The sequence below is a fragment of the Gordonia crocea genome, assembly GCF_009932435.1.
Taxonomy (GTDB): domain Bacteria; phylum Actinomycetota; class Actinomycetes; order Mycobacteriales; family Mycobacteriaceae; genus Gordonia; species Gordonia crocea.
Genome location: NZ_BJOU01000001.1, coordinates 667,308 through 690,804, shown reverse-complemented (window position 1 = coordinate 690,804; position 23,497 = coordinate 667,308). Strand labels below are relative to the sequence as shown.

General features: G+C 67.5%; 24 protein-coding genes. 7 read left to right on the top strand and 17 right to left on the bottom strand.

Annotated elements, in window-relative coordinates:
• Positions 1-5: 5 nt before the first annotated feature.
• Positions 6-1,031 (bottom strand): glucose-6-phosphate dehydrogenase (coenzyme-F420), encoded by a 1,026-nt coding sequence (gene fgd / locus nbrcactino_RS03255; RefSeq protein ID WP_161926055.1) that lies wholly within the window; start codon positions 1,029-1,031, stop codon positions 6-8.
• A 59-nt stretch (positions 1,032-1,090) separates the two neighbouring features.
• Between fgd and nbrcactino_RS03250 the strand changes: the two genes are divergently transcribed.
• Both nbrcactino_RS03250 and nbrcactino_RS03245 read left to right on the top strand, forming a co-directional pair.
• Positions 1,091-1,303, top strand: coding sequence for a hypothetical protein (locus nbrcactino_RS03250; protein WP_161926054.1), 213 nt, complete (start codon positions 1,091-1,093; stop codon positions 1,301-1,303).
• Positions 1,304-1,306: 3 nt separating this feature from the next.
• The gene (locus tag nbrcactino_RS03245) at positions 1,307-1,567 is read left to right on the top strand and encodes a hypothetical protein (protein WP_161926053.1); all 261 of its coding nucleotides are present in this window, start codon (positions 1,307-1,309) and stop codon (positions 1,565-1,567) included.
• A 16-nt stretch (positions 1,568-1,583) separates the two neighbouring features.
• Here nbrcactino_RS03245 and nbrcactino_RS03240 read toward each other — a convergent pair whose 3' ends face one another.
• Positions 1,584-2,759, bottom strand: a complete 1,176-nt coding sequence (locus nbrcactino_RS03240) for an acyl-CoA dehydrogenase family protein (protein ID WP_161926052.1) — start codon at positions 2,757-2,759, stop codon at positions 1,584-1,586.
• A complete protein-coding gene (locus tag nbrcactino_RS03235; protein WP_161926051.1) occupies positions 2,759-3,736 on the bottom strand; it encodes an alpha/beta hydrolase in 978 nt (325 codons plus the stop codon). The genes nbrcactino_RS03240 and nbrcactino_RS03235 overlap by 1 nt, the downstream gene beginning before the upstream one ends.
• Before the next feature lie 93 nt (positions 3,737-3,829).
• Between nbrcactino_RS03235 and nbrcactino_RS03230 the strand changes: the two genes are divergently transcribed.
• From nbrcactino_RS03230 to nbrcactino_RS03220, 3 genes are all read left to right on the top strand, one after another.
• Positions 3,830-7,729: a Pls/PosA family non-ribosomal peptide synthetase gene (locus tag nbrcactino_RS03230; RefSeq protein ID WP_161926050.1), complete on the top strand. Its 3,900-nt coding sequence runs from the start codon at positions 3,830-3,832 to the stop codon at positions 7,727-7,729.
• A 23-nt stretch (positions 7,730-7,752) separates the two neighbouring features.
• Positions 7,753-8,652, top strand: a complete 900-nt coding sequence (locus tag nbrcactino_RS03225; protein ID WP_161926049.1) for a class I SAM-dependent methyltransferase — start codon at positions 7,753-7,755, stop codon at positions 8,650-8,652.
• Between the two features lie 98 nt (positions 8,653-8,750).
• Positions 8,751-9,755, top strand: a complete 1,005-nt coding sequence (locus nbrcactino_RS03220) for an IS481 family transposase (RefSeq protein WP_161926048.1) — start codon at positions 8,751-8,753, stop codon at positions 9,753-9,755.
• A 105-nt stretch (positions 9,756-9,860) separates the two neighbouring features.
• On the opposite strand, the gene nbrcactino_RS03215 is transcribed toward nbrcactino_RS03220, so the two are convergent.
• The 6 genes from nbrcactino_RS03215 to nbrcactino_RS03190 form a co-directional block, all read right to left on the bottom strand.
• Positions 9,861-10,403 carry an HNH endonuclease signature motif containing protein gene (locus tag nbrcactino_RS03215; protein WP_228460807.1) on the bottom strand — a complete coding sequence of 181 codons (543 nt, stop codon included), beginning with the start codon at positions 10,401-10,403 and terminating at the stop codon, positions 9,861-9,863.
• 59 nt (positions 10,404-10,462) lie between these two features.
• Positions 10,463-11,326 (bottom strand): IS3 family transposase, encoded by an 864-nt coding sequence (locus nbrcactino_RS03210; protein WP_267130401.1) that lies wholly within the window; start codon positions 11,324-11,326, stop codon positions 10,463-10,465.
• A 14-nt stretch (positions 11,327-11,340) separates the two neighbouring features.
• Entirely contained in the window at positions 11,341-11,625 is a 285-nt protein-coding gene (locus nbrcactino_RS03205; protein ID WP_161926047.1) for a transposase, read from the bottom strand.
• Positions 11,626-11,645: 20 nt separating this feature from the next.
• Positions 11,646-12,467 carry a DUF222 domain-containing protein gene (locus tag nbrcactino_RS03200; protein WP_161926046.1) on the bottom strand — a complete coding sequence of 274 codons (822 nt, stop codon included), beginning with the start codon at positions 12,465-12,467 and terminating at the stop codon, positions 11,646-11,648.
• 603 nt (positions 12,468-13,070) lie between these two features.
• The gene (locus nbrcactino_RS03195) at positions 13,071-13,508 is read right to left on the bottom strand and encodes a DoxX family protein (RefSeq protein ID WP_161926045.1); all 438 of its coding nucleotides are present in this window, start codon (positions 13,506-13,508) and stop codon (positions 13,071-13,073) included.
• A 55-nt stretch (positions 13,509-13,563) separates the two neighbouring features.
• Complete coding sequence (locus nbrcactino_RS03190; protein WP_161926044.1) at positions 13,564-14,004, bottom strand: DoxX family protein; 441 nt, start codon at positions 14,002-14,004, stop codon at positions 13,564-13,566.
• Between the two features lie 202 nt (positions 14,005-14,206).
• Between nbrcactino_RS03190 and nbrcactino_RS03185 the strand changes: the two genes are divergently transcribed.
• Positions 14,207-15,571 (top strand): M1 family metallopeptidase, encoded by a 1,365-nt coding sequence (locus nbrcactino_RS03185; RefSeq protein ID WP_161926043.1) that lies wholly within the window; start codon positions 14,207-14,209, stop codon positions 15,569-15,571.
• Here the strand turns inward: nbrcactino_RS03185 and nbrcactino_RS03180 are convergent.
• The 5 genes from nbrcactino_RS03180 to rfbA all read right to left on the bottom strand — a co-directional run bounded on the left by nbrcactino_RS03180 (position 15,568) and on the right by rfbA (position 18,859).
• The gene (locus nbrcactino_RS03180; protein ID WP_161926042.1) at positions 15,568-16,047 is read right to left on the bottom strand and encodes a hypothetical protein; all 480 of its coding nucleotides are present in this window, start codon (positions 16,045-16,047) and stop codon (positions 15,568-15,570) included. The two genes, nbrcactino_RS03185 and nbrcactino_RS03180, sit on opposite strands and share 4 nt — an antisense overlap.
• Before the next feature lie 43 nt (positions 16,048-16,090).
• Positions 16,091-16,600, bottom strand: coding sequence for a hypothetical protein (locus nbrcactino_RS03175; RefSeq protein ID WP_161926041.1), 510 nt, complete (start codon positions 16,598-16,600; stop codon positions 16,091-16,093).
• Positions 16,601-16,741: 141 nt separating this feature from the next.
• Complete coding sequence (locus nbrcactino_RS03170; RefSeq protein WP_161926040.1) at positions 16,742-17,131, bottom strand: hypothetical protein; 390 nt, start codon at positions 17,129-17,131, stop codon at positions 16,742-16,744.
• 222 nt (positions 17,132-17,353) lie between these two features.
• Complete coding sequence (locus nbrcactino_RS03165; protein ID WP_161926039.1) at positions 17,354-17,980, bottom strand: dTDP-4-dehydrorhamnose 3,5-epimerase family protein; 627 nt, start codon at positions 17,978-17,980, stop codon at positions 17,354-17,356.
• 3 nt (positions 17,981-17,983) lie between these two features.
• Positions 17,984-18,859 (bottom strand): glucose-1-phosphate thymidylyltransferase RfbA, encoded by an 876-nt coding sequence (gene rfbA, locus nbrcactino_RS03160; protein WP_161926038.1) that lies wholly within the window; start codon positions 18,857-18,859, stop codon positions 17,984-17,986.
• 65 nt (positions 18,860-18,924) lie between these two features.
• Between rfbA and rfbB the strand changes: the two genes are divergently transcribed.
• Positions 18,925-19,929 (top strand): dTDP-glucose 4,6-dehydratase, encoded by a 1,005-nt coding sequence (gene rfbB / locus nbrcactino_RS03155; protein ID WP_161926037.1) that lies wholly within the window; start codon positions 18,925-18,927, stop codon positions 19,927-19,929.
• On the opposite strand, the gene nbrcactino_RS03150 is transcribed toward rfbB, so the two are convergent.
• Genes nbrcactino_RS03150 through nbrcactino_RS03140 form a run of 3 tightly spaced genes read right to left on the bottom strand, consistent with a single transcriptional unit; the run spans position 19,918 to position 23,460 of the window.
• Entirely contained in the window at positions 19,918-21,192 is a 1,275-nt protein-coding gene (locus nbrcactino_RS03150) for a hypothetical protein (RefSeq protein ID WP_161926036.1), read from the bottom strand. The genes rfbB and nbrcactino_RS03150 overlap by 12 nt on opposite strands.
• A complete protein-coding gene (gene galE, locus nbrcactino_RS03145; protein WP_161926035.1) occupies positions 21,189-22,214 on the bottom strand; it encodes a UDP-glucose 4-epimerase GalE in 1,026 nt (341 codons plus the stop codon). The genes nbrcactino_RS03150 and galE overlap by 4 nt, the downstream gene beginning before the upstream one ends.
• 10 nt (positions 22,215-22,224) lie before the next feature.
• Positions 22,225-23,460, bottom strand: a complete 1,236-nt coding sequence (locus nbrcactino_RS03140) for an MFS transporter (RefSeq protein ID WP_161926034.1) — start codon at positions 23,458-23,460, stop codon at positions 22,225-22,227.
• Between the last annotated feature and the right edge of the window lie 37 nt (positions 23,461-23,497).

Here is a 23,497-nt window from a genome sequence, read left to right as displayed (position 1 = left end):
CAGTTCTACGTGGCCGGGACGAGCTCGCGCAACCGCGGCGCGAGATCACGCGAGAAGTTGTCGAGGAAGCGTCGCTGGTCGTGCCCGGGCGCGTGGAAGACGAGGTGGTTGAGGCCGGCATCGGTGTACTGGCGGACCTGGGCCACCGCATCCTCCGGGTCGGAGGCCACGATCCAGCGTTTGGCGACCTGCTCGATGGGCAGCTCATCGGCCAGCCGCTCCATCTCCACGGACGAGTTCACCGAGTGCTTCTGTTCCGGTGTCAACGACAACGGCGCCCAGAACCGGGTGTTCTCCAGCGCCAGCGCCGGATCGGGGTCGTAGGAGATCTTGATCTCGATCATCCGGTCGATCTCGGCGAAGTCGCGCTCGGCCTTCGCCGCCCCTTCCTTCACCGCCGGGATCAGTTTCTCGGTGTAGAGGTCCATGCCCTTGCCGGAGGTACAGATGAAGCCGTCGCCGGCCCGCCCCGCGTAGCGGGCCACCACCGGCCCACCGGCCGCGATGTAGACCGGGATCGGCTGCTCGGGGAGGTCGTACATGAACGCGTCCTGCGTCCGGTAGTAGTCACCCTCGAAGTTGATCGCTTCGCCGCCGCTCCACAGCTCGCGCATCAGCCGCACCGACTCGCGCAGCCGTGCGAAGCGCTCCTTGAACTCCGGCCATTCGCCGGTGAACCCGGTGGCGTACTCGTTGAGGGCCTCGCCCGTCCCGACGCCGAGCATGATCCGCCCCGGGTAGAGGCAGCCCATCGTCGCGAATGCCTGGGCGATGACCGCCGGGTTGTAACGGAAGGTCGGGGTCAGGACCGAGGTGCCCAGTTGGACCCGCGACGTGCGTTCGCCCACCGCAGCCATCCACGCCAGCGAGAACGGTGCGTGGCCGCCGTTGTGGCGCCACGGCTGGAAGTGGTCGCTGACCGTCACCGAGTCCAACCCGTGTTCCTCGGCGGCGACGGCGATCTCCACCAATTCCCGCGGATCGAACTGCTCCGCCGATGCCTTGAGTCCGAGCTTCAGTCCCTGCGCCACTTCGCCTCCTGGTAGTCCCCACCCACGCTACCCAAGCGTCTGCTTGGCGGGTAGGCCCGGTGCCACCGTCAATCGTCTGGGACTCCCACTACGAGTTCCTCACCTTGGATCCGTCCGGCCCACCGATCGAGCAGATCCACCGAGAGGCACTGGACAACCTCGCCGCCGCTCCGGCGCAGTGGGAGTTGTTCAGTCCCACCATGGCCACCGGATCCGGGTTCGACTTCTCCGCCGAGAAGCTCCTGTCTGCCGATTTCATCGCCCAGGGATAGCGTTTGCTCGGCAGCTCGGCGATCACCGTCTCCGTCCCGCGTCGCACCGTCATCTATGCGACTTCGGCGCCGGCAGGTACCCCCGAGTTTGAGCAATTCAGCGCAGTCACCTGGGCGACCTGGCTCGACGACAGCCATGGCAACGCCCCCATCACCACCATGCTGTTCCGATTCGAGGGTGCCGACATCGTCGGCGCCAGCGTCCTCGATCCCCAACCACCACCGTCGCCGCGCCGGCGCGGACTGTTCCGCCGCAACCGTTGATCAGCCCAGCCGTTGATCAGCGGAAGGCGTCGACGCCGGTCAGCGCCTTCCCGATCATCAGCTGGTGCATCTCCGAGGTGCCCTCGTAGGTCAGCACCGACTCAAGGTTGTTGGCATGGCGGATCACCGGATACTCCAATGTGATTCCGTTAGCGCCGAGAATCGTCCGACACTCCCGGGCGACGGCCAGCGACTCCCGGACATTGTTGAGCTTGCCCAGGCTGATCTGCTCCGGACGCACACCGGCGGCATCTTTGAGACGGCCCAGGTGCAGCGCCAGCAGGTGGGCGTTGCCCAACGCGACCGCCATGTCGGCAATCTTGCGCTGGGTGAGTTGATAACCCGAGAGCGGCTTGTCGAAGACCTCGCGGCTGCCCGCATACGCCACCGCGGTCTCGAGGCAGTCCCGCCCCGCCCCCACGGCGCCGAAGACGATTCCGAACCGCGCCTCGTTGAGACAAGACAGCGGCCCCCGCAGCCCTTCGACGCCGGGCAGCACCGCCGAATCCGGAACCCGGACGTCCTCGAGAACGATCTCGCCGGTCACCGAGGCCCGCAGCGACATCTTCCGGGTGATCTCCGGTGCGCTGAACCCGGGGGTGTCAGTCGGGATGACGAATCCGCGGATGCTCCGGGCATCGTCGCCGGTCCGGGCCCAGACCACCGCCACGTCGGCCACCGGGGAATTGGTGATCCACATCTTCGCGCCGTTGAGCACCCAGTCGGAGCCGTCGCGCTTGGCGTTGGTCCGCATGCCGCCCGGATTGGACCCGAAGTCGGGCTCGGTCAGCCCGAAGCAGCCCAGCGCCCGACCCGCCGCCATCTCCGGCAGCCAGCGGTCCTTCTGCTCGTCGCTGCCGAACTTCCAGATCGCGAACATCGACAACGAACCCTGCACGGAGACGAAACTGCGCAGGCCGGAATCGACCGCCTCGAGTTCCTGGCACGCGAGGCCGTAGGCGGTCGCGGAGGCGCCGGCACACCCGTATCCCTCCAGGTGCATGCCGAACAGGCCGATCGCGCCGAGTTCGGTGGCGAGCTCGCGCACCGGCAACTCGCCGGCCTCGAACCAGTCGGCGACATGCGGGCGCAGCTTCTTCTTCCCGAACTCGCGCACGGTGTCCACGATCGCCCGCTCGTCGTCGTGCAGCAGGGTGTCGAAGGCGAACAGTTCCTCAAGCGTCTGGGACATCAGCCGGCCTCGTCTCGGTGTTCGGGTTCGGATACCTCACGGTGGGCGTCGCGAATGGCGTCGGCGAGGAAGTCGACGAGCAGGCGTACCGACTCCTTGCCCTCCCGGTGGCGCAACACCACGGTGAATGCGTGGACCTGCCCGGGGTAGCTGTGCAGCACCACCCGTCGGCCGGCCGCGTCGAGGGCCTGGGCCAATTCGATGCCGTCGGGCTCGACCATCTCCTGCTGCGCCGTGATCACGATGGTCGGCGGGAAAACGGCCGGATCGACGTCGGCGATGGTCCGCGCACCCGCGAGGGGAACCGGCCCCCAGTCGAACATCGGCCCGAGGACGTCGAGCTGCCGGATCGGCAGGTAGGCATCGTGCCGGCTGGTCCGGTCGGGCCGGGCACCCAGGTCCAGGTCCAGCAGGGGCGACAGCAGCCCCAGCGCCACCGGCGCGGGCAGGTTCTCCGCAGCCGCCCGTTCGGCCACCTTCGCAGTGAGGAAGCCGCCGGCCGAGTCCCCCGCGACGACCACGTGGGAGAAACCGCGCTCGCCGAGCAGTTCGCGGTACGCCCGCATCGAGTCGTCCACCGACGCACCCACCCCGGCTTCCGGCAGCTGCCGGTAGTCGACGGCGAAGACCGGCAGTGCCAGACCCTTCGCCAGCGAGGCCGTGATGGAGCGGTGGGTACCCGGGCCGCAGGACATGAATGCGCCGCCGTGCAGGTAGAGGACCGCGGTATCGGTGTCGCTGCCGGTGGGGCCGGCCACCATCACCAACTCGGTGGGACGGCCGCCGAGGACGATGCGCTCGATGGCGACTCCGCGCGGCGGGCGCTGCCGTTCGGCACTGCGCTCGAACCGTTTCAGGACCCCGAGGGTGAACCGGTTGATTGGCGCGAAGGTTAACAGCGGCTTAAGAAACAGCCATGCTCCCAACCAGAAGGCGTACGACGCGAGACTTGGCCGCCGATGGTGCACAATTGGCATGCTCGTGAAGGTACACCGTCGTGCTGAGAGGGACCCTCGTTGTCGGATGCTTCACCCGTTGCGGGCCCTGGCCCCAGCGCGGACGTCGGCGAGTTGTACCGACTGGGACCCAAGGCCGCGCCACCACGGTCGCTGCGCGACATCTTCCTCGCCACCGCGTCGGCCCATCCCGATGCCATCGCGATCGATGACGGCCAGACACCGCTGAACTACCGGCAGGTGCTCGCACTCGTCCGCCGCAATGCCGCGACGCTGGCCGGCGCCGGAATCGGGCCCCGCGGCGACAGCCTTACCGGTTCCCGCGTCGGGATCCGGATGACCTCGGGCACCCGGCAGCTCTATCTCGCGATCCTGTCGGTCCTGTTCGCCGGCGCCGCCTACGTCCCCGTCGACGTCGACGACCCCGACGAACGGGCGAACCTGGTGTTCGGCGAGGCCGACGTCGACGCCATCATCACCGACGAGGGGATCTTCCGCGCTGAGCACGGTCGGCCGACCGAGCGGGTGACCGAACGACCGGCGATGATCACCCCGCTGCCCACCGTCGACGACGACGCCTGGATCATCTTCACCTCCGGCTCCACCGGAACGCCGAAGGGTGTCGCGGTCACCCACCGCAACGCCGCAGCCTTCGTCGACGCCGAGGCACACCTGTTCCTCCCCGACGATCCACTCGGCCCCGCCGACCGGGTGCTCGCCGGCCTGTCGGTCGCCTTCGACGCCTCCTGCGAGGAGATGTGGTTGGCGTGGCGCCACGGCGCCTGCCTGGTCCCGGCGCCGCGTGATCTGGTGCGCACCGGGATGGACCTGGGCCCCTGGCTGATCCGGCGCTCCGTGACCGTCATCTCGACCGTGCCCACCTTGGCCGCGCTGTGGCCGCCGCAGGCATTGGAATCGGTTCGGCTGCTGATCTTCGGCGGTGAGGCCTGTCCGCCCGAGTTGGCGGCCCGGTTGGCCGCCCCCGGCGACGGCGACGACACCGCTCCGGCGCGCGAGGTGTGGAACACCTATGGCCCGACCGAGGCCACGGTGGTCGCCTGCGCGGCCCGCCTCGACGGCTCCACTCCGGTCCGCATCGGCCTCCCCCTCCTCGGCTGGGACCTGGCGGTGGTCGACGAACAAGAGAATGAGCTGGGTTGGGGCGAGACCGGGCAACTGGTGATCGGCGGTGTCGGCTTGGCCCGCTACCTGGACCCGGCCAAGGACGCCGAGAAGTATGCGCCGATGCCCAGCCTGGGGTGGGAGCGTGCCTATCGCAGCGGCGACCTCGTCCGACTCGAGCCGGAGGGATTGGTCTTCGCCGGCCGCGCCGACGACCAGGTCAAGGTCGGCGGTCGCCGTATCGAGCTGGGCGAGATCGACACGGCCCTGCAAAACCTGCCCGGGGTTTCCGGCGGTGCCGCGGCGGTGCGCACGACGGCCGCGGGCAACCAACTGCTCGTCGGGTACCTCGTCTCCGCCGATCCCGGCTTCGACCTCGCCGCCGCGCACGCCTCCCTCGCCGAGCAGCTGCCGGCACCGATGGTGCCGCGGTTGGTCCTGGTCGACGACCTGCCCACCCGGGTGTCCGGCAAGGTCGACCGCAACGCGCTTCCCTGGCCCCTACCCGGGGCCGCCGACGACGACGGGACCGCCGCCGACTTCACCGAGACGCAGCGGTGGTTGGCCGATGCCTGGTCGTCGGTCCTGGGGGCATCGATCACCAGTACCGACGCGGACTTCTTCGCCGAGGGCGGTGGGTCCCTCGCGGCCGCGCAGCTCGTCTCGGCGTTGCGCGAGCGCTACCCCAACGTGACCGTCGGCGACCTGTACGACAACTCGCGCCTGGGTCGATTGGCCCAACTCCTCGACTCGTGGCGGCCCGCCGACAAGACGGTTGAACGCACCGTCGCCCCGACCCCGCGCACCGCCGGGGTGGTGCAGTCCCTTGCCGGCATCCCGCTCGCCACCCTCACCGGCCTGCAGTGGGTGACGTGGTTGGCCGCGATCAACAACGTCGCGGCGTGGTTGCGCCCCGACATCGAGTGGTTGGTCCCGGTGAGCTGGTGGGCGGTCCTCGTCGGTGTGATCGTCTTCATCACCCCGATCGGCCGGATGGCCTACGCCGCACTGGCGGCACGGCTCCTGCTGCGCGGGGTCGGCTCGGGGACGTATCCGCGGGGTGGGAGCGTGCACCTTCGCCTGTGGTGCGCCGAGCGGCTCGTCGAGGCCAGCGGCGCGGCCAATATCTCCGGCGCCCCGTGGATGATCCATTTCGCCCGGGCGCTGGGCGCCAGCATCGGCAAAGGCGTCGACCTACACACCCTGCCGCCGGTCACCGGCTTGCTGACCGTCGGCGAAGGAGCCGCGGTCGAGCCCGAGGTGGACCTGGCCGGCTGGTGGATCGACGGCGACCAAGTCCACGTCGGCGCGATCGTCATCAAGCCGGGCGCCACCGTCGGCGCACGGTCCACCCTTTTCCCGGACACTGTCATCGGCCGCGACGCGGTCGTCGAGCCGGGATCGGCTGTCCGCGGCCGGGTCCGGGCCCGGCAGACGTGGGCCGGCTCGCCGGCGGTCAAGGTGGGCAAGGCCAGCCACCCGTGGCCGCAGGAGCGTCCGGACCGCCGCACCCGGTGGGCCGTTGTCTATGCCCTGTCGGCGCTGGTCTTGGCATCGATCCCGCTGGTCTCCCTCGGCTCGGGCCTGGCCGTGCTCGCGTGGGGCGTCGCCGACTGCGCGCGGCTGCGCGACGTGGCTGCGCGGGCGGCCCTGCTGATCGCGCCGGCCACCCTCGTCTCGTTGCTGGTTTATGCCGCGATCACCCTGGTCCTGGTGCGGCTCTTGGCGATCGGGATGACCGCCGGGTACCACCCGGTCCGCTCGCGGGTGGGGTGGCAGGCCTGGTTCACCGAGCGCGTACTCGACGCCGCCCGCACCTATCTGTTCGTCCTCTATGCCTCGCTGCTGACGCCGGTGTGGTTCCGGCTCCTCGGCGCCAAGGTCGGCCGCAACACCGAGATCTCCACCGCGCTGGTCCTGCCGAAGTTCACCACGATCGACGACGGCGCCTTCCTCGCCGACGACACGATGGTGGCGTCGTACGAACTGGGCGGCGGCTGGTTGCGCGTCGACGAGGCGAGGATCGGCAAGCGCGCGTTCCTGGGCAATTCCGGCATCACCGCTCCGGGGCGCAAGGTGCCGAAGAACGGCCTCGTCGCGGTGCTGTCGGCCACGCCGACGAAGGCCAAGTCGGGCTCGAGCTGGTTGGGCAGCCCGCCGGTGCGGTTGCGCCGGGTGGCCACCAGCGGCGACACCGCGCGCACCTTCACGCCGTCGAAGGGACTGCGCGTCGCCCGCGCGGTGATCGAGACCCTCCGCCTGGTCCCGGTGATGGTCTCCTTCGGTATCGGCGTCTACGTCCTGCTCGGCGCCCAATACCTCGCGGTCCACCTCAGTTTCGCGGCCGCCGCGGCGCTCAGCGGCCTGCTGCTCCTCGTCGCCGGCGCGGCGGCGTGTTGCATCGCCGCTGCGGCCAAATGGCTCGTCGTCGGGCGGATAAGGGTTTCCGAACACCCGCTGTGGAGTCCATTCGTCTGGCGCAACGAACTCTCCGATGCCTTTGTCGAAACCGTCGCCGCACCGTGGTTCGCCAATGCCGCCACCGGGACGCCGGTGTTGACGCTGTGGCTGCGCCTGCTCGGCGCCCACATCGGGAAGGGAGTCTGGTGCGAGACGTATTGGTTGCCCGAAGCCGACCTGGTCACCCTGGGCGACGGCGCGACGGTGCAACGCGGCTGCGTCGTGCAGACCCACCTGTTCCACGACCGGGTCATGGCCATCGACACCGTCGAGCTGGACGCCGGCGCCACCCTGGGACCACACTGCGTGGCCCTGCCGGCATCCCGCATCGGCGAATCGGCCACCGTCGGTCCCGCCTCGCTCGTGATGCGCGGGGATGCCGTCCCGGCGCACAGCCGGTGGCAGGGCAATCCGATCGCCCCGTGGAAATGAGCCCCGTCCGTAGGATCGGAGCCATGCCCGAAAACGAGAAGGACGACGAAACCGTGCCCGAGACGAATGCGCGCTACACCGCCGATGGCTGGGCAGAGGCCGCGTCGGGCTGGGTGGCGAACGAAGCGCTGTTCGACTCGGTCTATGCGCCGGTGACCAAGGCCATCGTCGACGCGGCCAAGTTCGGGTCCAACCAACGCGCCCTCGACATCGGCTGCGGTGCCGGCACCCTGCTGGAGGCCGGCGTGAAGGCGGGCACCGAGATGGTCGGTATCGATATCGCGCCGGCAATGGTGGATGCCGCACGTCACCGCACGCCCGCGGCCACCGTGCTGATCGGCGACGCGCAGACGATGGACATCGGCGCCGCGGCGCCCGGGGCGCCGTTCGAGCGCATCGTTTCCCGTTTCGGCGTCATGTTCTTCGACGACCCGGTTGCGGCCTTCACCAATATCCGTGGCTTCACCGCCCCCGGTGGCCGCATGGTCTTCGCCTGTTGGCGTTCGGTGGACGAGAACCCCACCTTCGGCCGGGCCGGGACCGAGGTACTCGCCGCGGAGCTGTCCGATCCGCCCGCCCCGCCGGCCCCCGGGCAACCCGGGCCGGTGGCGTTTGCCGACTCGGACTACCTCGCCGGGGTGCTCGACAAGGCCGAGTGGTCGGACGTGAAGATCAACCCGTTCGACACCACCCTCGAACACGGCGTAGACGGCAGCGACGGCGTCGAGGAACGCCTCACGATGGTCCTGTCGACCACCACCGGCCGCCTGGCCGCCGACGAACTCCGCGGACGACTCGACGACGCGGCCTGGGCGGAACTGTTGGAGCGGACCCGGGAGAGCATCCGGTCCTACATCTCCGGCGGATCGGTGAAGCTTCCCGGCGCGATGTGGCTGGTGACCGCCACCAACCGCGTGGACTAGATGTACTTCCCCGACACGTTGTGAACATCTGAGGTGAGGCGAAGACCTCCGGGCAGGATGTGGGTTACCACAACCACCATCTAGCCACGGAGGTCTTCGTGACTCACGCTAACGCACCTTTGACGCCCGAGGGGCGTCGACGTCTTGCTTCACTCGTGGTGGACCAGGGCTGGTCACTGCGGCGCGCTGCCGAACGGTTCCAGTGTTCACCGGCCACAGCCAAGCGGTGGGCCGACCGCTACCGCGCCGGCCAGGTGCTGACCGACCGCAGTTCCCGGCCCACACGTTCACCGGCCCGGCTGCCCCGCCGCACCGAGCGCCGGATCATCAACCTGCGCTGCACCCGCCGGTGGGGCCCGCATCGGATCGCCTATCACCTGGGTATCCCGCGTTCGACGGTCGGCCGGGTCCTCGACCGCTATCAGATGCCGCTGCTGGCCAATATCGACCAGGCCACCGGACTGCCGGTACGCAGACCGAAACCGAAACGGTACGAGGTCGGCCGGCCCGGCCAGCTCGTGCACGTCGACATCAAGAAACAAGGCCGAATCCCCGACGGCGGCGGCTGGCGTGTGCATGGTCGCGGATCGGCCGCCGACCGTACCGCCGGTGTGGCCCGCGACCGGGCAGCACGCTCGGGAGCACCGGGCTCGCGTGGCTACCGCTACCTGCACCACGCCGTCGATGACCACTCCCGGGTGGCGTACTCGGAGATCCTTGATGACGAACGCAAGGAGACCGCGGCCGGCTTCTGGCGGCGGGCGAACGCGTTCTTCGCCGAGCACGGTGTGAGGGTGACCGCAGTGATGACCGACAACGGCGCCTGCTACCGCTCAACGATGTTCGCCGAAGCACTGGCCGACGCCGGGATCAAACACAAGAAGACCAAGCCCTACCGGCCACAGACGAACGGGAAGGTCGAACGCTTCAACCGGACCCTGGCCGCCGAATGGGCCTACGCGAAACCCTATGCCAGCGAAGCCGAACGAGAAGCCGCCTACACCGCATGGCTCCACCACTACAATCACCACCGACCCCACACCGGGATCGGCGGCCAAGTCCCCTCAGACCGCGTACACAACCTCACGGGGAAGTACAACTAGACCAGTGCTCCTGACCTGTTGATCGGTGAACAGGGCCGCATTTTCTCTATGAAGTTCTCAAGGTGCGTGCGCAGCCCCTGGGGAGCCGCTCTCATCGGGCCGGGTTTAAGCCGCGGCGTGGTCAGCGATTGTGAGGGTGCGTCGGTTCTGGCAGCGGATCCAGTCACCTCCTTCGGGTGGTTGGAACCAGGGGTGGCCGTCGAACCCGATTTGGATGTTCCAGCCTTTGCCGTGGATGTAGGTGTGGTGATGCAGGCTGCACAGCAGGACGGTGTTCTTGAGGTTCGTCTCGCCCCCGTCGGCCCAGTGCTGAATATGGTGGCCTTCACACCACGACGGTGGCGTGCCGCAGCCGGGGAATTGGCAACCACCGTCACGGGCTTCGAGTGCCTTACGTAGAGCGCCGGTGACGAATCGTTGGGTGCGTTTGGCGTCCAACGGCACCGAGTCCGCGGTGATCAACGCGGTGACTTCAGTGTTGCCGCAAGCGATTTCGCGGGCCGTGTCGGCTGAGACCGAGCCGGTGAATCCCAGGCGTGCGGCGTGAGCCTCGCCCAGAGGGCTGTCGGGTACCAGCGTCGGTAGTGGCACGGTCATAGTGATGTGCGGGACGATCCCACCGACGGTTGGGCGGTTTCGTGATGCCAGGTATGCGGTGATCTGAGGTGCCCGGCGTTTCCTGGACAGCTAATTGTCAGAAATTAGTGTCACGCCGATACCGATCGACTGAACCAGTCAGATTCTACCCGATTAGGCGTCGAATAGTCCAGTGCCGAATGACGCCGGCTACTATTGTAGCGTAGTTCGATGTATCGCGTGATGTCCTTCTTTGCGCGTTCTCGCGTCGGATATTGTTTTCGGTTCACGCACTCATTCTTCAGGGTTCCGTTGAACGACTCGGCCCAAGCGTTATCGTAGCAAACCCCAGTGCGACCAACAGATCTTAGGACACCGTGATCGGTGGCGCAGGATGCAAATGCTGTTGACATGTATTGGCTTCCGCGGTCGCTGTGAAATATTGTGACACCCGCAGTGAAAGGAACATTTTCAGCAGCCTTATCGAGAGCGGCTACAACCAAATCTGATGTCATCCGATCACTCATCGCATAGCCGACCACCTTTTTGCTGAAACAATCCAGTACCGTCGCCAAAAACAGCCAGCCTTCCCACGTTCTGATGTAGGTGATGTCGCCGCACAGCTTACGGCCGGGAGCCTGGGCAGTGAAGTCACGGCACACCAGGTCGGGCAGGCCGCCGGCATCGGCAGCTATGGTCGTCACCAGTCGCTTCGGCCCTGGCTGGCAGGGCCTCAGGCCGCGCTCACGCATGATCTTTCGGACGGTGTCATCGTCGATGTCGATCCCGCTGTCGAGCAAGTCGGCATGGATCCGGCGGTAGCCGTACGTCTGCTCGGAGGCTTCGAAGAACACTTCGATCATGTCGCCGATCCGCTGACGCCACTTGGCGTGCGCGGACTCGGCCCGGTGCTTCCATTCATAAAAACCGGACCGAGAAACACGCAGGACCGCACACATCAGAGACACAGAGTGATTGCCTTCCTCGTCAAGAATGAAACCGAACCGATCTACGGTTGAGACTTCTTGGCGAAGAAGGCAGTCGCTTTTCCCAAAATCTCGACCTCCTCCTTCAACCGCGCATTCTGTCGACGCAGACGAATCAATTCATCGCGTTCGGACTCATTGAGTTGATCTTCCAACTCCGGATGCTCCTTCCGATAAATCTGAACCCACCGAGACACAGACTGCTCCGAGACGCTGTTCTCTTTCGCGACCGCCGAGATCGGCCGCGAATGCTCGATCACCTCCAACGCGATGGAGGACTTAAACTCAGCAGAATACTTCCGTGGCATACGAATGCTCCCATTCCAGCTCAACCCGACAATAGTCGGGAGACTGTCCAGGAACCGCCGGGCGGGTCAATCACGCTGACTAGGGCGTCGGCGGTGCGTTGGGCCCGGGGACGTGGATCGGGGGAGCCGTCGGGAGCGGGGATCGGTTTCGCCAGGGCGTCTAGCGCGGTGTGGAGTTTCTCCCCAGACAACTGATCCAAATCGGCTTCCAAAGTGACCCGTCCTTCATCAGTCCGGGTGATCGATGCCTGGTTCAACGACGGATTGTCCGCCGGCGGAGTGGATGGCGGATCCAACGGCGCCAACTCGTGGCCCAGTTCGCGGGCCTTCTCCATCACTTGGGCGGGCTGATCGATCCGGGCATGCGCCAACAACGTCGTCGCAGTCTTCTCCCGCATCTCGTCGAAACCAGCGGCACCCATCCGGGTGGCAACGTGGTCGAGACCCCGGATCACCGCATCCGCATGCTCAATACCCAAGTCACCGTCACGGACGTCACGCACCAGGTTCGGCAGATCATTCAAGTGCTGTGCGAGCCGGGCCACCCGGTTGACGGTGGCCGGCGCCAACGGCAACTCCCGCAAGAGGTCCCGGCCGTTCTTCAACCGATGCCGCACCGGGATACCGATGGCCTCGGCGCGAGCGGTCGCCGCGGCCAACAGATACGAGGCGATGTTGCCCATCCGCACCGCGGTGACCATCACCCCCAACAGAGCCTTGTCGTCGGCGATAGCTTCGGCCGAGGCCAACAAGGCACCCACACCGGTACCGGATTCGACCGCGGTCGGCGCCAGGTCATCGGCCAGCGTGGTGACGATGCCAGCGAGTTCGTCGTGGTTCATGAGGCCCCCCATGCGCGGGTTCGCATCATATTGTGCGGACTCGGATTAGAAACTATGTACTGATGATCTTCTATCTACATTCTACACTAGATCAAGAGTCTGACAAGGAGATATTCCGCGGTTGACCTGGTGCGATATAAGATCGCGCCCGCCTTGAACCATGCGCGATTTGTCCGTCTTTGCCTCTCGCGTGACGATCGGTTCGTTCCCAGACAGCCGACGGCGTCCACGGTCCGGCCCAGCGCGCTCTCCGCCTCGGCCGGCGATCCCCCGAGTGGGAGTCTCGGGTGCTAACGTTCCACGCTCGTATCTCGCCCCCTTTCGGGGAATAAGGCACCGGCCCTGGGGGTCGTAACCCGACTATCTGGCGTCTGTGCAGATCAAGCGATACGCAAGGAGTCGGCACCAAGAGGTACGTTGGGCCACGCGGCCTAGATGAGCACGCTGGCGGGCACACTCGCCGAACCCGCGGTATTGCCCGCGGCCCCGAACGGATGACGCGGCCCCCGCCCTTTCACCACCCCGCCGGCGACGGCCGCGTACTCTCCCCGCCCTCTACCGCGAGGACGAACCGGCAGCTCGGCGCATCACACCCCATACCGTCTAGGCGGTCACGGTGTCGTCAGCGGAACGCGTGCGCCGACCCTTGAGGTAATGATCGGCCGCAGCGACCCCCGGCACGGCGAAGCCGACGGCCAGAACCGCGACGGCCAGGACCAAGTTGTACTCCCACCCGTTCTGCTGGATCCAGAATCCGTTCTCGTGATGGCCGTAGTACCCGGCGCCGATCATCGTCGCGGCGAGAAGGACGCCGACGAAGGGCAGCAGCACGCCGACGATGAGCGCGAGTCCGCCGAGGAGTTCGGCCCACGTCGCGAAGTGGGCCGCAGCCGTCGGGAACGGAATGTGCAGATGCTTGTCGAACATCATCGCCGTCTTGTCGACGCCCTTGATGTACAGCTTCTCCCAGCCGTGGGCGACGAAGACGACGCCGAGGGTGATGCGGAACAGGAATTGCGTGATGGTGCGCAGGTTGGTCATCGGATGCCTTTCGGTGATTACCCCTTAGGGCACCCTAACCGGCCTTATCGGGCGGCTACGCACCGGCCTCGTCGACGACGACGGTCCGCGGCTTCCCGACGCGCTTGAACAGGTAGTGGTCGATCGACACGACCCCGGCATTGGCAAAGCCGACCGCGAGAACCCCCGCGGCCAGGGCCAGGACGAACTCGTACCCCTTGTCGGTGTTCCAGAATCCGTTGTCCCAGTGGGCGAAGTGGGCCGCGCCGACCATGTTGAGCGCGAGCAAGGTGCCGAACAACGGCAGCAGCACGCCCAGGATCAGGGCCGCGCCGCCGATGAGTTCGACCCAGGTGGCGAAGAAGGCCGACGCCCGCGGGATCGGTACCCCCATGGCGTCGAAGCCGGCGGTCGTCGCGTCGAGCCCGTTGGAGAACTTCTGCCATCCGTGGGCGATGAAGATGATGCCCAGAATAACGCGGGCAATGAGTAAGGCGGGAGTGCGGAGAAATGCCATCGTCGGTCCTCTCGTCGGGCCGGACGGTCGGCGACCATCCGACTGTCGTCCATCGTGCCAGGTGACGAAGGTTCACACCGGCGCTTGGCACGGTCCGGATCGGGTCCGCCGACGACTCAGCCGGACGGATGAGACGCAGCCGGGTAGCGTTGGGCAGGATCCGGGAACCGCCCGGGATTCGCCGAAGCGAGGGGAGCGCTACGTGCCCGGGAAGTCAGGTGCCCTCCGGCACGGACGACAGGCCCCCGTGCTCGGCAATCCCGACGACATCATCGACGACTACCTGCCGGAGAACGGCAACACCGGCTACCGCGTCTCCCGCTACGATCTCGATCTTCAATACAAGGTGACCACGAACCGGCTGGCCGGAACGGCAATCATCACCGCGACTGCCAAGGCGCATCTGGCCCGTCTTCAGCTGGATTTGGCGCCGACGATGAGCGTCACCCAGGTCCTCGTGAACGGTGCCCGCGCCCGCCACACCCACCGCAAGGGAAAGCTCACCGTCACCCCGACCACCCCGGTGCCGCCGGGCGGCGCCCTGTCGGTGAAGGTGCGCTACGCCGGGAACCCCCGCCCGATCCGCGGACGCTGGGGCGAGGTCGGCTGGGAGGAACTCACCGCGGGTTCGCTGTGCGCCAATCAACCCAACGGCGCACCGTCGTGGTTTCCCTGCGACGACCACCCCGTCTCCAAGGCCAGCTACCGCATCGCGATCACCACCGACTCCCCGTTCTCGGTGGTCGCGAACGGCGTGCTGACCGAGAAACGCACCAAGGCCGCGCAGACACGCTGGGTGTTCGAGCAGACCGAGCCGATGACCACCTACCTCGCCTCGATCCAGATCGGCCAGTACGAGACGGTCTCGCTGGCGAAGTCGCCGGTCCCGGTGGACCTCGTCGCCCCCCGCGCCCTGCGGGCGCAGGCGCGTGCCCGGTTCGAGCCGCAGGTACAGATGCTCGACCTCTTCACCCGGCTTTTCGGCCCCTACCCGTTCCCCCGCTACACCGCCGTCGTCACCGAGGATCCGTTGGACATCCCGCTGGAGGCACAGGGGTTCTCCACGTTCGGGGCCAATCACTGTGAACCGGCAAACGATGCCGAGCGCCTCGTCGCCCACGAATTGGCTCACCAGTGGTTCGGCAACTCGGTCACCCTGGCACGCTGGAAGGACATCTGGCTGCACGAGGGCTTCGCCTGCTACGCCGAGTGGCTGTGGAGCGAGCACAGCGGCGGCCGCAGCGCCGACGAGTGGGCCCACCACTACTACGCCAAACTGGCCGCGTCACGCGGGCGGCGGCCGCTCACCGATCCCGGTCCCGACCTCATGTTCGAGGACTGGGTCTACAAGCGCGGCGCGCTGACCCTGCACGCGCTGCGCTTGCGCATCGGCGACGAATCCTTCTTCGCGCTGCTGCGCCACTGGACCGACAAGTACCGCTACGGCTCGGTCAGCACCGAGGACTTCACGACGTTGGCCGCCGGCCACTCCTCCCAGGCACTCGGCGACCTGTGGCAGGCGTGGCTGCGTGAGCCGGCACTGCCGCCGTTCCCGCTGCGCTCCTAGAGGTAGACAATCTTGCTCACGCAGGGTTTACCCGCGTTGGTACCGATGGTCATGCGACTGACCTGTGCGAAGTACTTCTGTCCCGGCGGCGGAGTCAGACCCAGCGTGCGAGCGACGACGATGACCTCGCCTGGGTTCTTGTCGGGGAAGGCACCGATGACCTCGGTCTTGGTGCCCGGCTGGTGCTGGAGCCGGTCGATCCAGCCAGTGTCTTTCGACTTCTGATATTCCTTCGCGGTTTCCGATCCCGGGCAGGCGGTGGACATGGACTTCTCAAACCACTTCGCGCGCTCGGGCCCCGGCGGGAGCGCATAGACCGGCCCCAGGTCCTGGGTAAAGCCGCGGGCCGCCGCCACCGTGGCCTCCTGCGCCGACTGCTGGGCCTGGATGGAACTCAGCTGGGTCTGGTACTGCGCGCCGTCGTCGGAGGCGCAACCGACCACTGACACGGCCAGGCCCGCGCCGACGGCGGTCACGACCAACGCGCGAACGAGGTGCCGTTGAGACATCGCCCTCACCTCACTGTCGTGTCATGTCTTGCGCGCAGGTGCGACCGCCGTCGGCACCGAGACTGACCCGGATCGCCATGGTCGACTTCTTGGCCTGCGAGTCTTCAGGGAAGCGGTTGGTCGCGACGACCATGACGTTGTTAGGATCCTTCTCGGTCCACGCCCCGACGATCTCGGTCTTCTTGGCCGGGAAGTAGCCGAAGCCCTCCACCTTGCCGTCCGACTTCAGCTTGGCCAATCGCTTCGCGGCCGTCGAACCGGGGCACATCTTGGCGGCCAACGCATCGAACTCCGCCATCCGGGCCGCACCCGCGACGTTGTTGAGGTGCTGGTCCCCCTGGACGATTTCGGTGGCGAACTTCTCGTTGGACTCGGCCGTCGCCTGTTTGGCCTGCACCGAGCTCAACTGGGATTGATAGTTCGCCGCCTCGTCGCTCCCGCAGCCGGTGACAACGGCTCCAGCCGCCACCGCCGCGAGTACCGCCGCCAAACACGCTCCCCTACGGCGCTTTTCGGTCATCGTCATCCTCCTCGACCACCTGCGAGGCCGGGCGCCTACACGGGTAGGCGAACAGTACGCCCGAGACCGACCCAGAGTCTGAACATTCAAGCTTTCAACGGGAAAACTTTCGATAGTGGCGAGACGCAACGAATCCGCCGGTCAGAGCGTCGTCTCTTTCCGCACACAGGTCTTGCCCGCATTCTCGCCTAGTTCCACCCGGAAGACCTTCGACGCCGGCTTCGTCTTCTTAGCCGGATCGACGTCCCGCGCGATCGCGATGACACTGGCGTCCTTCCCTCTCTCCGAGAACACTCCGACAACCTCCGCGTGGACACCGGGGACGTAGGTGAACCGGTCCATCGCCGCCCGGAGGCGGACGAGGTTTTCTGCCGCCGGCGAACCCGGGCACGTCTTGCGGCCGAACTCGTCGACGATCTTTGCCCTGGCGGGCCCGGGCTGCACCGCCGACAACGCCCCGGTCTGCATGTAGTCGCGCATGAACTGCTCGTTGGCCGCCCGTGTGGCCTGGGCAGCCTGCGTGGCGCTCAACGATTCCCGGTACGGTGCAGGGTCCTCCGAGCCACACGCGCCAACAAGGGCCAGTGTCAGCCCCGCGGCCGCCACGCCACCCAAAATCCTCCGACGACGCCTTCCGGCCATGATCGACCTCCACGGTGCGGGTGAAGGCCCACCGCCTCCACGGGTAGGCGAACCGTACGCCCGGGCGACCCCCACCCGCGGTCGATGTCCGAATTGTCGGAATAAGGGCTGCTACTGGTCGAGCAGGGCTCGCTGCGCCAGATAGGCCACGACCGCGTCGTACTCGGGCAACAATCCCTGTTCGCGGGCTTGGGCCAAGGTCGGTGCCGCGGTGTCCTTCGCCGACAACTCGAATGTCAGCCGTGAGCCGTCGCGCGCGGTGGTCGGCCAGTCGATCCCCAGCGCCGGATCCATCGGGTTGACGCCGTGCTCGGCGCCCGGGTTGTAGCCGGTGGAGCACAGATAGGCGACGGTCGAGCCGTCGGCGAGTGAGCAGAACGCATGCCCCAGCCCTTCGGCCAGGTACACCGCGCGGCGGTCGGTGTCGTCGAGGAGAACGGTGTCGTGGTGGCCGAAAGTCGGTGAGCCGACCCGGATGTCGACGATGACGTCGAGCACGGCACCGGCGACGCACGTGACGTACTTGGCCTGTCCGGGCGGCACATCGGCGAAGTGGACGCCGCGCACCGAACCGGCCGCCGACACCGACACGTTGACCTGCGCCAGGTCCAGATCGTGGCCGATCACCTCCGCCAGCAGCGGGGCTTTGAACGCCTCGAGGAACACCCCTCTGCTGTCACCGTGCTGAACCGGCGTGAACTCCCAGGCACCGTTGACGGACAGTTCGCGAATCTCCATGCGCTAGAAGCCTTTTCCCCGTTCCAACAGATCCAGGAGGTAGTCCCCGTAGCCGGACTTGGCGAGGCCGACGGCACGGTGGCGCACCTCCTCGTCGGTGAGCCAGCCCTGGCGCCACGCGATTTCCTCGGGCACGGCGATCTTGAGTCCCTGGCGTTGCTCGACGGTCCGCACAAAGTTCCCGGCGTCGAGCAGCGAGTCGAAGGTACCGGTGTCCAACCAGGCCGTGCCGCGCGGGAGGACCGTCACCTGCAACGCGCCGCGCTGCAGATAGTGCTGGTTGACGTCGGTGATCTCGTACTCGCCGCGCGCGCTGGGCTGCAGCGACCGCGCGATCTCGATGACGTCGTTGTCGTAGAAGTACAACCCGGGGACGGCGAAGTTCGACCGCGGCCGCGCGGGCTTCTCCTCCAACGAGACCGCGGTGCCCGAGTCGTCAAACTCCACCACGCCGTAGGCGCCGGGGTCGGCGACCCAGTAGGCGAAGATGGCGCCGCCGACGAGGTCGCGGTGCGCCGCCAGGCGACTGCCGAGGCCGGGTCCGTAGAAGATGTTGTCCCCCAACACCAGAGCGACCGAGTCACCGCCGATGTGGTCGGCGCCGAGGACGAAGGCCTGCGCCAACCCGTCGGGGGACGGCTGCACCGCATAGTCCAGCGAGATGCCGAACCGGGAGCCGTCGCCCAGTAGGTTTTCGAAGGCCGGCCGGTCCTGCGGCGTGGTGATGATGAGGATGTCGGTGATCCCGGCCAACATCAACGTCGACAGCGGGTAGTAGACCATCGGCTTGTCGTAGACCGGGACCAGCTGCTTGCTCACCCCCTGGGTGATCGGGTGCAGCCGGGAGCCGGTGCCGCCGGCCAGGATGATTCCGCGCATCACCCCAGGCTATCGGCCTACTAGACTGGACCGCGGCAACACTGCCGTCTCGAGCGGGGAGCACCATGCGGGTACTGGTCACCGGGGGCGCCGGATTCATCGGCGTCAACTTCGTGCTCCGCACCCTGGCCACCCGCGACGACGCCGAGATCACCATCCTCGACAAGCTCACCTATGCCGCCGATCCGGGCTCGCTGGATCCGGTTTCCGACCAGGTGCGGCTGGTCGTCGGTGACATCGCCGACGCCGAGCTCGTCGACGGGTTGGTCGGGCAGGCCGACCTCGTCGTGCACTTCGCCGCGGAGTCGCACAACGACAACTCGCTCAACGACCCCTCGCCGTTCGTCACCACGAACCTGGTCGGCACCTTCACTCTGCTGGAGGCCGTCCGCCGCCACGGGGTGCGCTACCACCACATCTCCACCGACGAGGTCTACGGCGACCTCGACCTCGACGATCCGGCCCGGTTCACCGAGGCCACGCCGTACAACCCGTCCAGTCCGTACAGCTCGACCAAGGCCGGGTCGGACCTGCTCGTGCGCGCCTGGGTCCGCTCCTTCGACATCGCCGCGACCATTTCCAACTGCTCCAACAACTACGGGCCCTACCAGCACGTCGAGAAGTTCATCCCGCGCCAGATCACCAATGTGCTGACCGGCGTCAAGCCCCGCGTCTACGGGGACGGGCGCAACGTGCGCGACTGGATCCACGTCGACGACCACAACGACGCGGTGTGGGCGATCATCGACCACGGCCGCATCGGCGAGACCTATCTGATCGGCGCGGACGGCGAGGCGGACAACCGCACGGTGGTCGAAACGATCCTGGAGCTGCTCGGACAGCCGCGCGACGCCTTCGTCTTCGTCACCGACCGGCCCGGGCACGACCGCCGGTATGCCATCGACTCGACCAAGCTGCGCACCGAGCTCCAGTGGCGGCCGCGCTACACCGACTTCACCAGCGGGCTGGCGGCGACCATCGAGTGGTACCGGGAGAACGAGAAGTGGTGGCGTGAGCGCAAAGCCGGGGTCGAGGCGGGTTACGCCAAGAACGAGAAGCTACTCGGCTGACCGACGGCCCGGGTAGCGGATCCACGCGTCCAGCGCGGCCTCCAGCGGCGCGGACACGTCCTTGCCGCCGATTTGGGGCCGACCGTCGAGATATCCAACCTCCGCGTCATCGAAGACGCCGGCCCCGCTCCACAGCGGTGCCCGCGACGGCGAGGGGTCATCGACCACCGGTGGTCGACGCACCGGGATGGCCCGCGCCCCGTCGGTCCACAGGTGTTCGTCGGAGAACACTCCGTGCAGCGTGGGCTCGAACTCGCGGAACGGCAGTTCCGCCGCCGTACACGTCAACCTGGTGACGCAGAAGAACTCGGGCTTGCCGCCCCGGTTGAGCCATCGGGCGAATCCGATCACCGTCGTCGGCCCGATCCATGCCGGGTTGATCCGCGTCTCCTCGCACAGCTCGCGGTTGGCACCGCGCGCGATCACCTCGACGAGCGGCTCCCCCTCGACGACCAGGTCGCGCGGCTCCAACGATCCTGATCCCGACGGTGCCAACAACCCGCGACTGGCCTGCGATTTGCCCGACTGCAGAGTCAGCACCAGGTGGTCGTCGGCGGTGATCGCCAGCGTCGACACGCCGATCCACCCGCTCAGTTGGGACTCACCCAGTCCCCACAACACGCCCCGCCGGTCGACGAGAAAGGTGCGCTGCAACCGCATCGAGTCGCCGCCGTCGGTGACCTCGAAAGCCATGAGTTCGTCAGCGCACATCGACGAGAAGAAGTCGCCGCGCTGCAGTGTCACCGAACCGCCGTCGGCGACCTTGTCGGGGGTGAGGTCGGTCCGCAAACCGAGCAGCGGCCCGTTGAACGGGTGCCGCCCCTTGAACACCTCGTGCAAGACCGACGGCGCCAAGTTGGCCAGGACGTCGGGAACCTCGTAACGACGACGGTCCAGCACCGCGGTGAGCCCCGTGGTCGGTAGCGCCGCATCCACCGCGGGATTGATCAACAGGACTCCGCGCTGGGTCCGCAGCGCCACCGGCAACTCGTCGCAGCGATAAGTGTCGACCACCTCCGGCGGCAATCGTTCGCCGACTTTGCGGCCGGTGAACTGCGTGTAGAGGGCGCCGGTGTCCTTGAGGAAGAGCACGGCACCGAGGACGGCCGCGATCAGCACCACCGGCCCCGACACCCACCATCCTTGGGGCCAGATCATGGGCAGGACACCGACGACGAAGCCGAAGGCGCCCAACGCGTAGGCCCAGACGCTGGTCAGCAGAAAGCGCCAACGGTCCCACAGGCTGCGCAGCCGCGTCCTCATGCCTCGGCGGACCGGTAGCCTTCCGGGTTCCGCTCTTGCCAGCGCCAGTAGTCGCGGCAGGCGCGTTCAATCCCGCATTCGGCCGCCCAGCCCAACTGGGCGTGCGCCTTGTCGGGCAGACAATAGGTGGCCTGGGCGTCCCCCGGCCGACGCGGGGCGTCGACGGTGGGGACGGTCGCCCCGGAGGCGGCCTCGAAAGCCGCGATGAGTTCGAGGACGCTCGACGGCCGCCCGGTCCCCAGGTTGAAGAACGCCATGCCCGGCTCGGCGTTCTCGATGGCCGCGAGGTGGCCTTTCGCGAGGTCGACGACGTGGATGTAGTCGCGCAGCGCGGTGCCGTCGGCGGTGTCGTAGTCGCGGCCGAACACGCTCACCTGCGGCAGGATCCCGGCGGCCACCCGCGCGACGATGGGCATCAGGTTGTTGGGGATACCCTGCGGATCCTCGCCGATCAGTCCGCTGTCATGGGCGCCGATGGGGTTGAAGTACCGCAGTCCGATGAGTCGCTTGTCCGGATCGGTCCGGGCGAAGTCGCGCATGACTTCTTCGCACATCCGCTTGGACTTGCTGTACGGGTTGGGCAGGTCGAGCCCGGTGCGGGAGGTCTCCACAAACGGGAGGTCCTCTTGGTGGGTGTAGACGGTGCCGGTGCCGGAGAACAGGAAGGTGCCGATCCCGTGGTCGCGCATCGCGCCCAGCATGACCAGCGTCGACCCGACGTTGTTCGCGTAGTACTCCAGCGGCATGCTGACCGATTCGCCGATTGCCTTGCGCGCGGCGAGGTGGATGATCGCGTCGAAAGGCCCGGTCTCCTCGATTCCGGCGCGCACGGCGTCGGCGTCGGTCACATCGATCTCGCGGAACGGCACCGTCGTGCCGGTGATCTCGTTGATGCGGCCGATGGCGACCGGACTCGAGCAGGAGAAGTCGTCGAAGATCACCGCCTCATGCCCGGCGGCGACCAATTCGACCGCGGTGTGCGCACCGATGTATCCGGCCCCGCCGGTGAGGAGAACACGCATGGTGGGCAGTCTACGGATTCGTCGCCGCTCGGCGATGGACCCGGCCGCCGACGAGGACGGCAACCAGCCCGACGACGATCATGACCAATCCGAACAGGAAGAACTGCCGGTAGTCCAGCGACGGGTACCGCTGGGCCAGCCAGGCCAGCAGCGCCGGTGAGCCGAAGCCGATGTAGGTGAGCGCGTAGAAGACCGCGGTGAGCCCGCCGAGGTCGTCGGGACCGGCGATGCGCTGCACCTCGAGGAGCCCGCCGATCAGCGCCATCCCGTATCCGCAGCCGAGGACGGCCGCGGCGAACAAGGCGACCGGGATGCTGCGCGTCGCCTCGGCGGCGATCGCCATTCCCAGCCCCGCGGCGAGTACGACCAGCGCCACGACCATGCCGCGCACGCTGTTGGGCCGGTCGATCCGGCGCCCGACGGACTGGATGCCGAATCCGGCGGCCAGCCCGATGACGCAGCACGCCGCGGCGAGCGCGATGGGCATCGAGGTGTGATCGCTCAGCAGGTCGGGCAGGATCGCATACGCGATTGCGCAGGCGCCGAACACCCACGGGGCCACCGGCGCGACGACGAGGAGGAACCGGGCGGTCAGCGCCGAGGGGATCGTCAGGTCGGCGAGGAGGCTGGTGGTCCGCTCCGCGTCGCGGAAACGGGTCTCCGGGACGCGCCACAGCGTTGCGGAGGACACCGCGGCCAGCGCCACGGTCACCATGTAGGGCAGCACCGTCGGCCAGGGGCCCCATTGGGCGGCAACGCCGGCGACGGCGGCCCCGACCCCGAAGCCGGCGGTCAGGCACATCGTGGCGCGGCGGGCACCGACGCCGATCGGGGTGCCGGCGGCGCGGGAGAGCTCGGCCACCCATGATCCGCCGACGGCCATCGCCAGGCCGAGGGCGACACCGCTCAGCAGCCGGCCGATGCTGAGGAGCAGGACCGAGTCGGCGCCCATGGCCAGTGCCACCGACCCGAGGCCGGCCAGGATCGGCGCCGGCAACATCAGCGGCCGCCGTCCCCAGCGGTCCGATGCGGGGCCGCCGATGAGCAACGCCGGCACGATACCGAAGACGTAGACGAAGAGAAGGGTGTCGACGACCACCCCGGACAGGCCGTGCTGCTTGTACATGACCAGCAGCGGGGTGAACTGGTTGCCGCCCCACGCGCTGACGAAGAGCGCTCCGCCGACGGGTACCCAGGCCGCGGCACCGACGGTGCGGGCGGCGGGCGGGGCGGTAGTCGTGGTCACGGCTTTCTATCGTATCGAGCCTCCGAGGACCTGCGGA

Bases quoted from the DNA above. Each gene is read 5' to 3' on its own strand.
- nbrcactino_RS03165 (WP_161926039.1), bottom strand. From the start codon at position 17,980: ATGGAGATTCGCGAACTGTCCGTCAACGGTGCCTGGGAGTTCACGCCG.
- nbrcactino_RS03200 (WP_161926046.1), bottom strand. From the start codon at position 12,467: ATGAACCACGACGAACTCGCTGGCATCGTCACCACGCTGGCCGATGAC.
- rfbB (WP_161926037.1), top strand. From the start codon at position 18,925: ATGCGGGTACTGGTCACCGGGGGCGCCGGATTCATCGGCGTCAACTTC.
- nbrcactino_RS03225 (WP_161926049.1), top strand. From the start codon at position 7,753: ATGCCCGAAAACGAGAAGGACGACGAAACCGTGCCCGAGACGAATGCG.
- nbrcactino_RS03235 (WP_161926051.1), bottom strand. From the start codon at position 3,736: ATGCCAATTGTGCACCATCGGCGGCCAAGTCTCGCGTCGTACGCCTTC.
- nbrcactino_RS03150 (WP_161926036.1), bottom strand. From the start codon at position 21,192: ATGAGGACGCGGCTGCGCAGCCTGTGGGACCGTTGGCGCTTTCTGCTG.
- nbrcactino_RS03190 (WP_161926044.1), bottom strand. From the start codon at position 14,004: ATGGCATTTCTCCGCACTCCCGCCTTACTCATTGCCCGCGTTATTCTG.
- nbrcactino_RS03240 (WP_161926052.1), bottom strand. From the start codon at position 2,759: ATGTCCCAGACGCTTGAGGAACTGTTCGCCTTCGACACCCTGCTGCAC.
- nbrcactino_RS03205 (WP_161926047.1), bottom strand. From the start codon at position 11,625: ATGCCACGGAAGTATTCTGCTGAGTTTAAGTCCTCCATCGCGTTGGAG.
- nbrcactino_RS03175 (WP_161926041.1), bottom strand. From the start codon at position 16,600: ATGACCGAAAAGCGCCGTAGGGGAGCGTGTTTGGCGGCGGTACTCGCG.
- nbrcactino_RS03195 (WP_161926045.1), bottom strand. From the start codon at position 13,508: ATGACCAACCTGCGCACCATCACGCAATTCCTGTTCCGCATCACCCTC.
- rfbA (WP_161926038.1), bottom strand. From the start codon at position 18,859: ATGCGCGGAATCATCCTGGCCGGCGGCACCGGCTCCCGGCTGCACCCG.
- galE (WP_161926035.1), bottom strand. From the start codon at position 22,214: ATGCGTGTTCTCCTCACCGGCGGGGCCGGATACATCGGTGCGCACACC.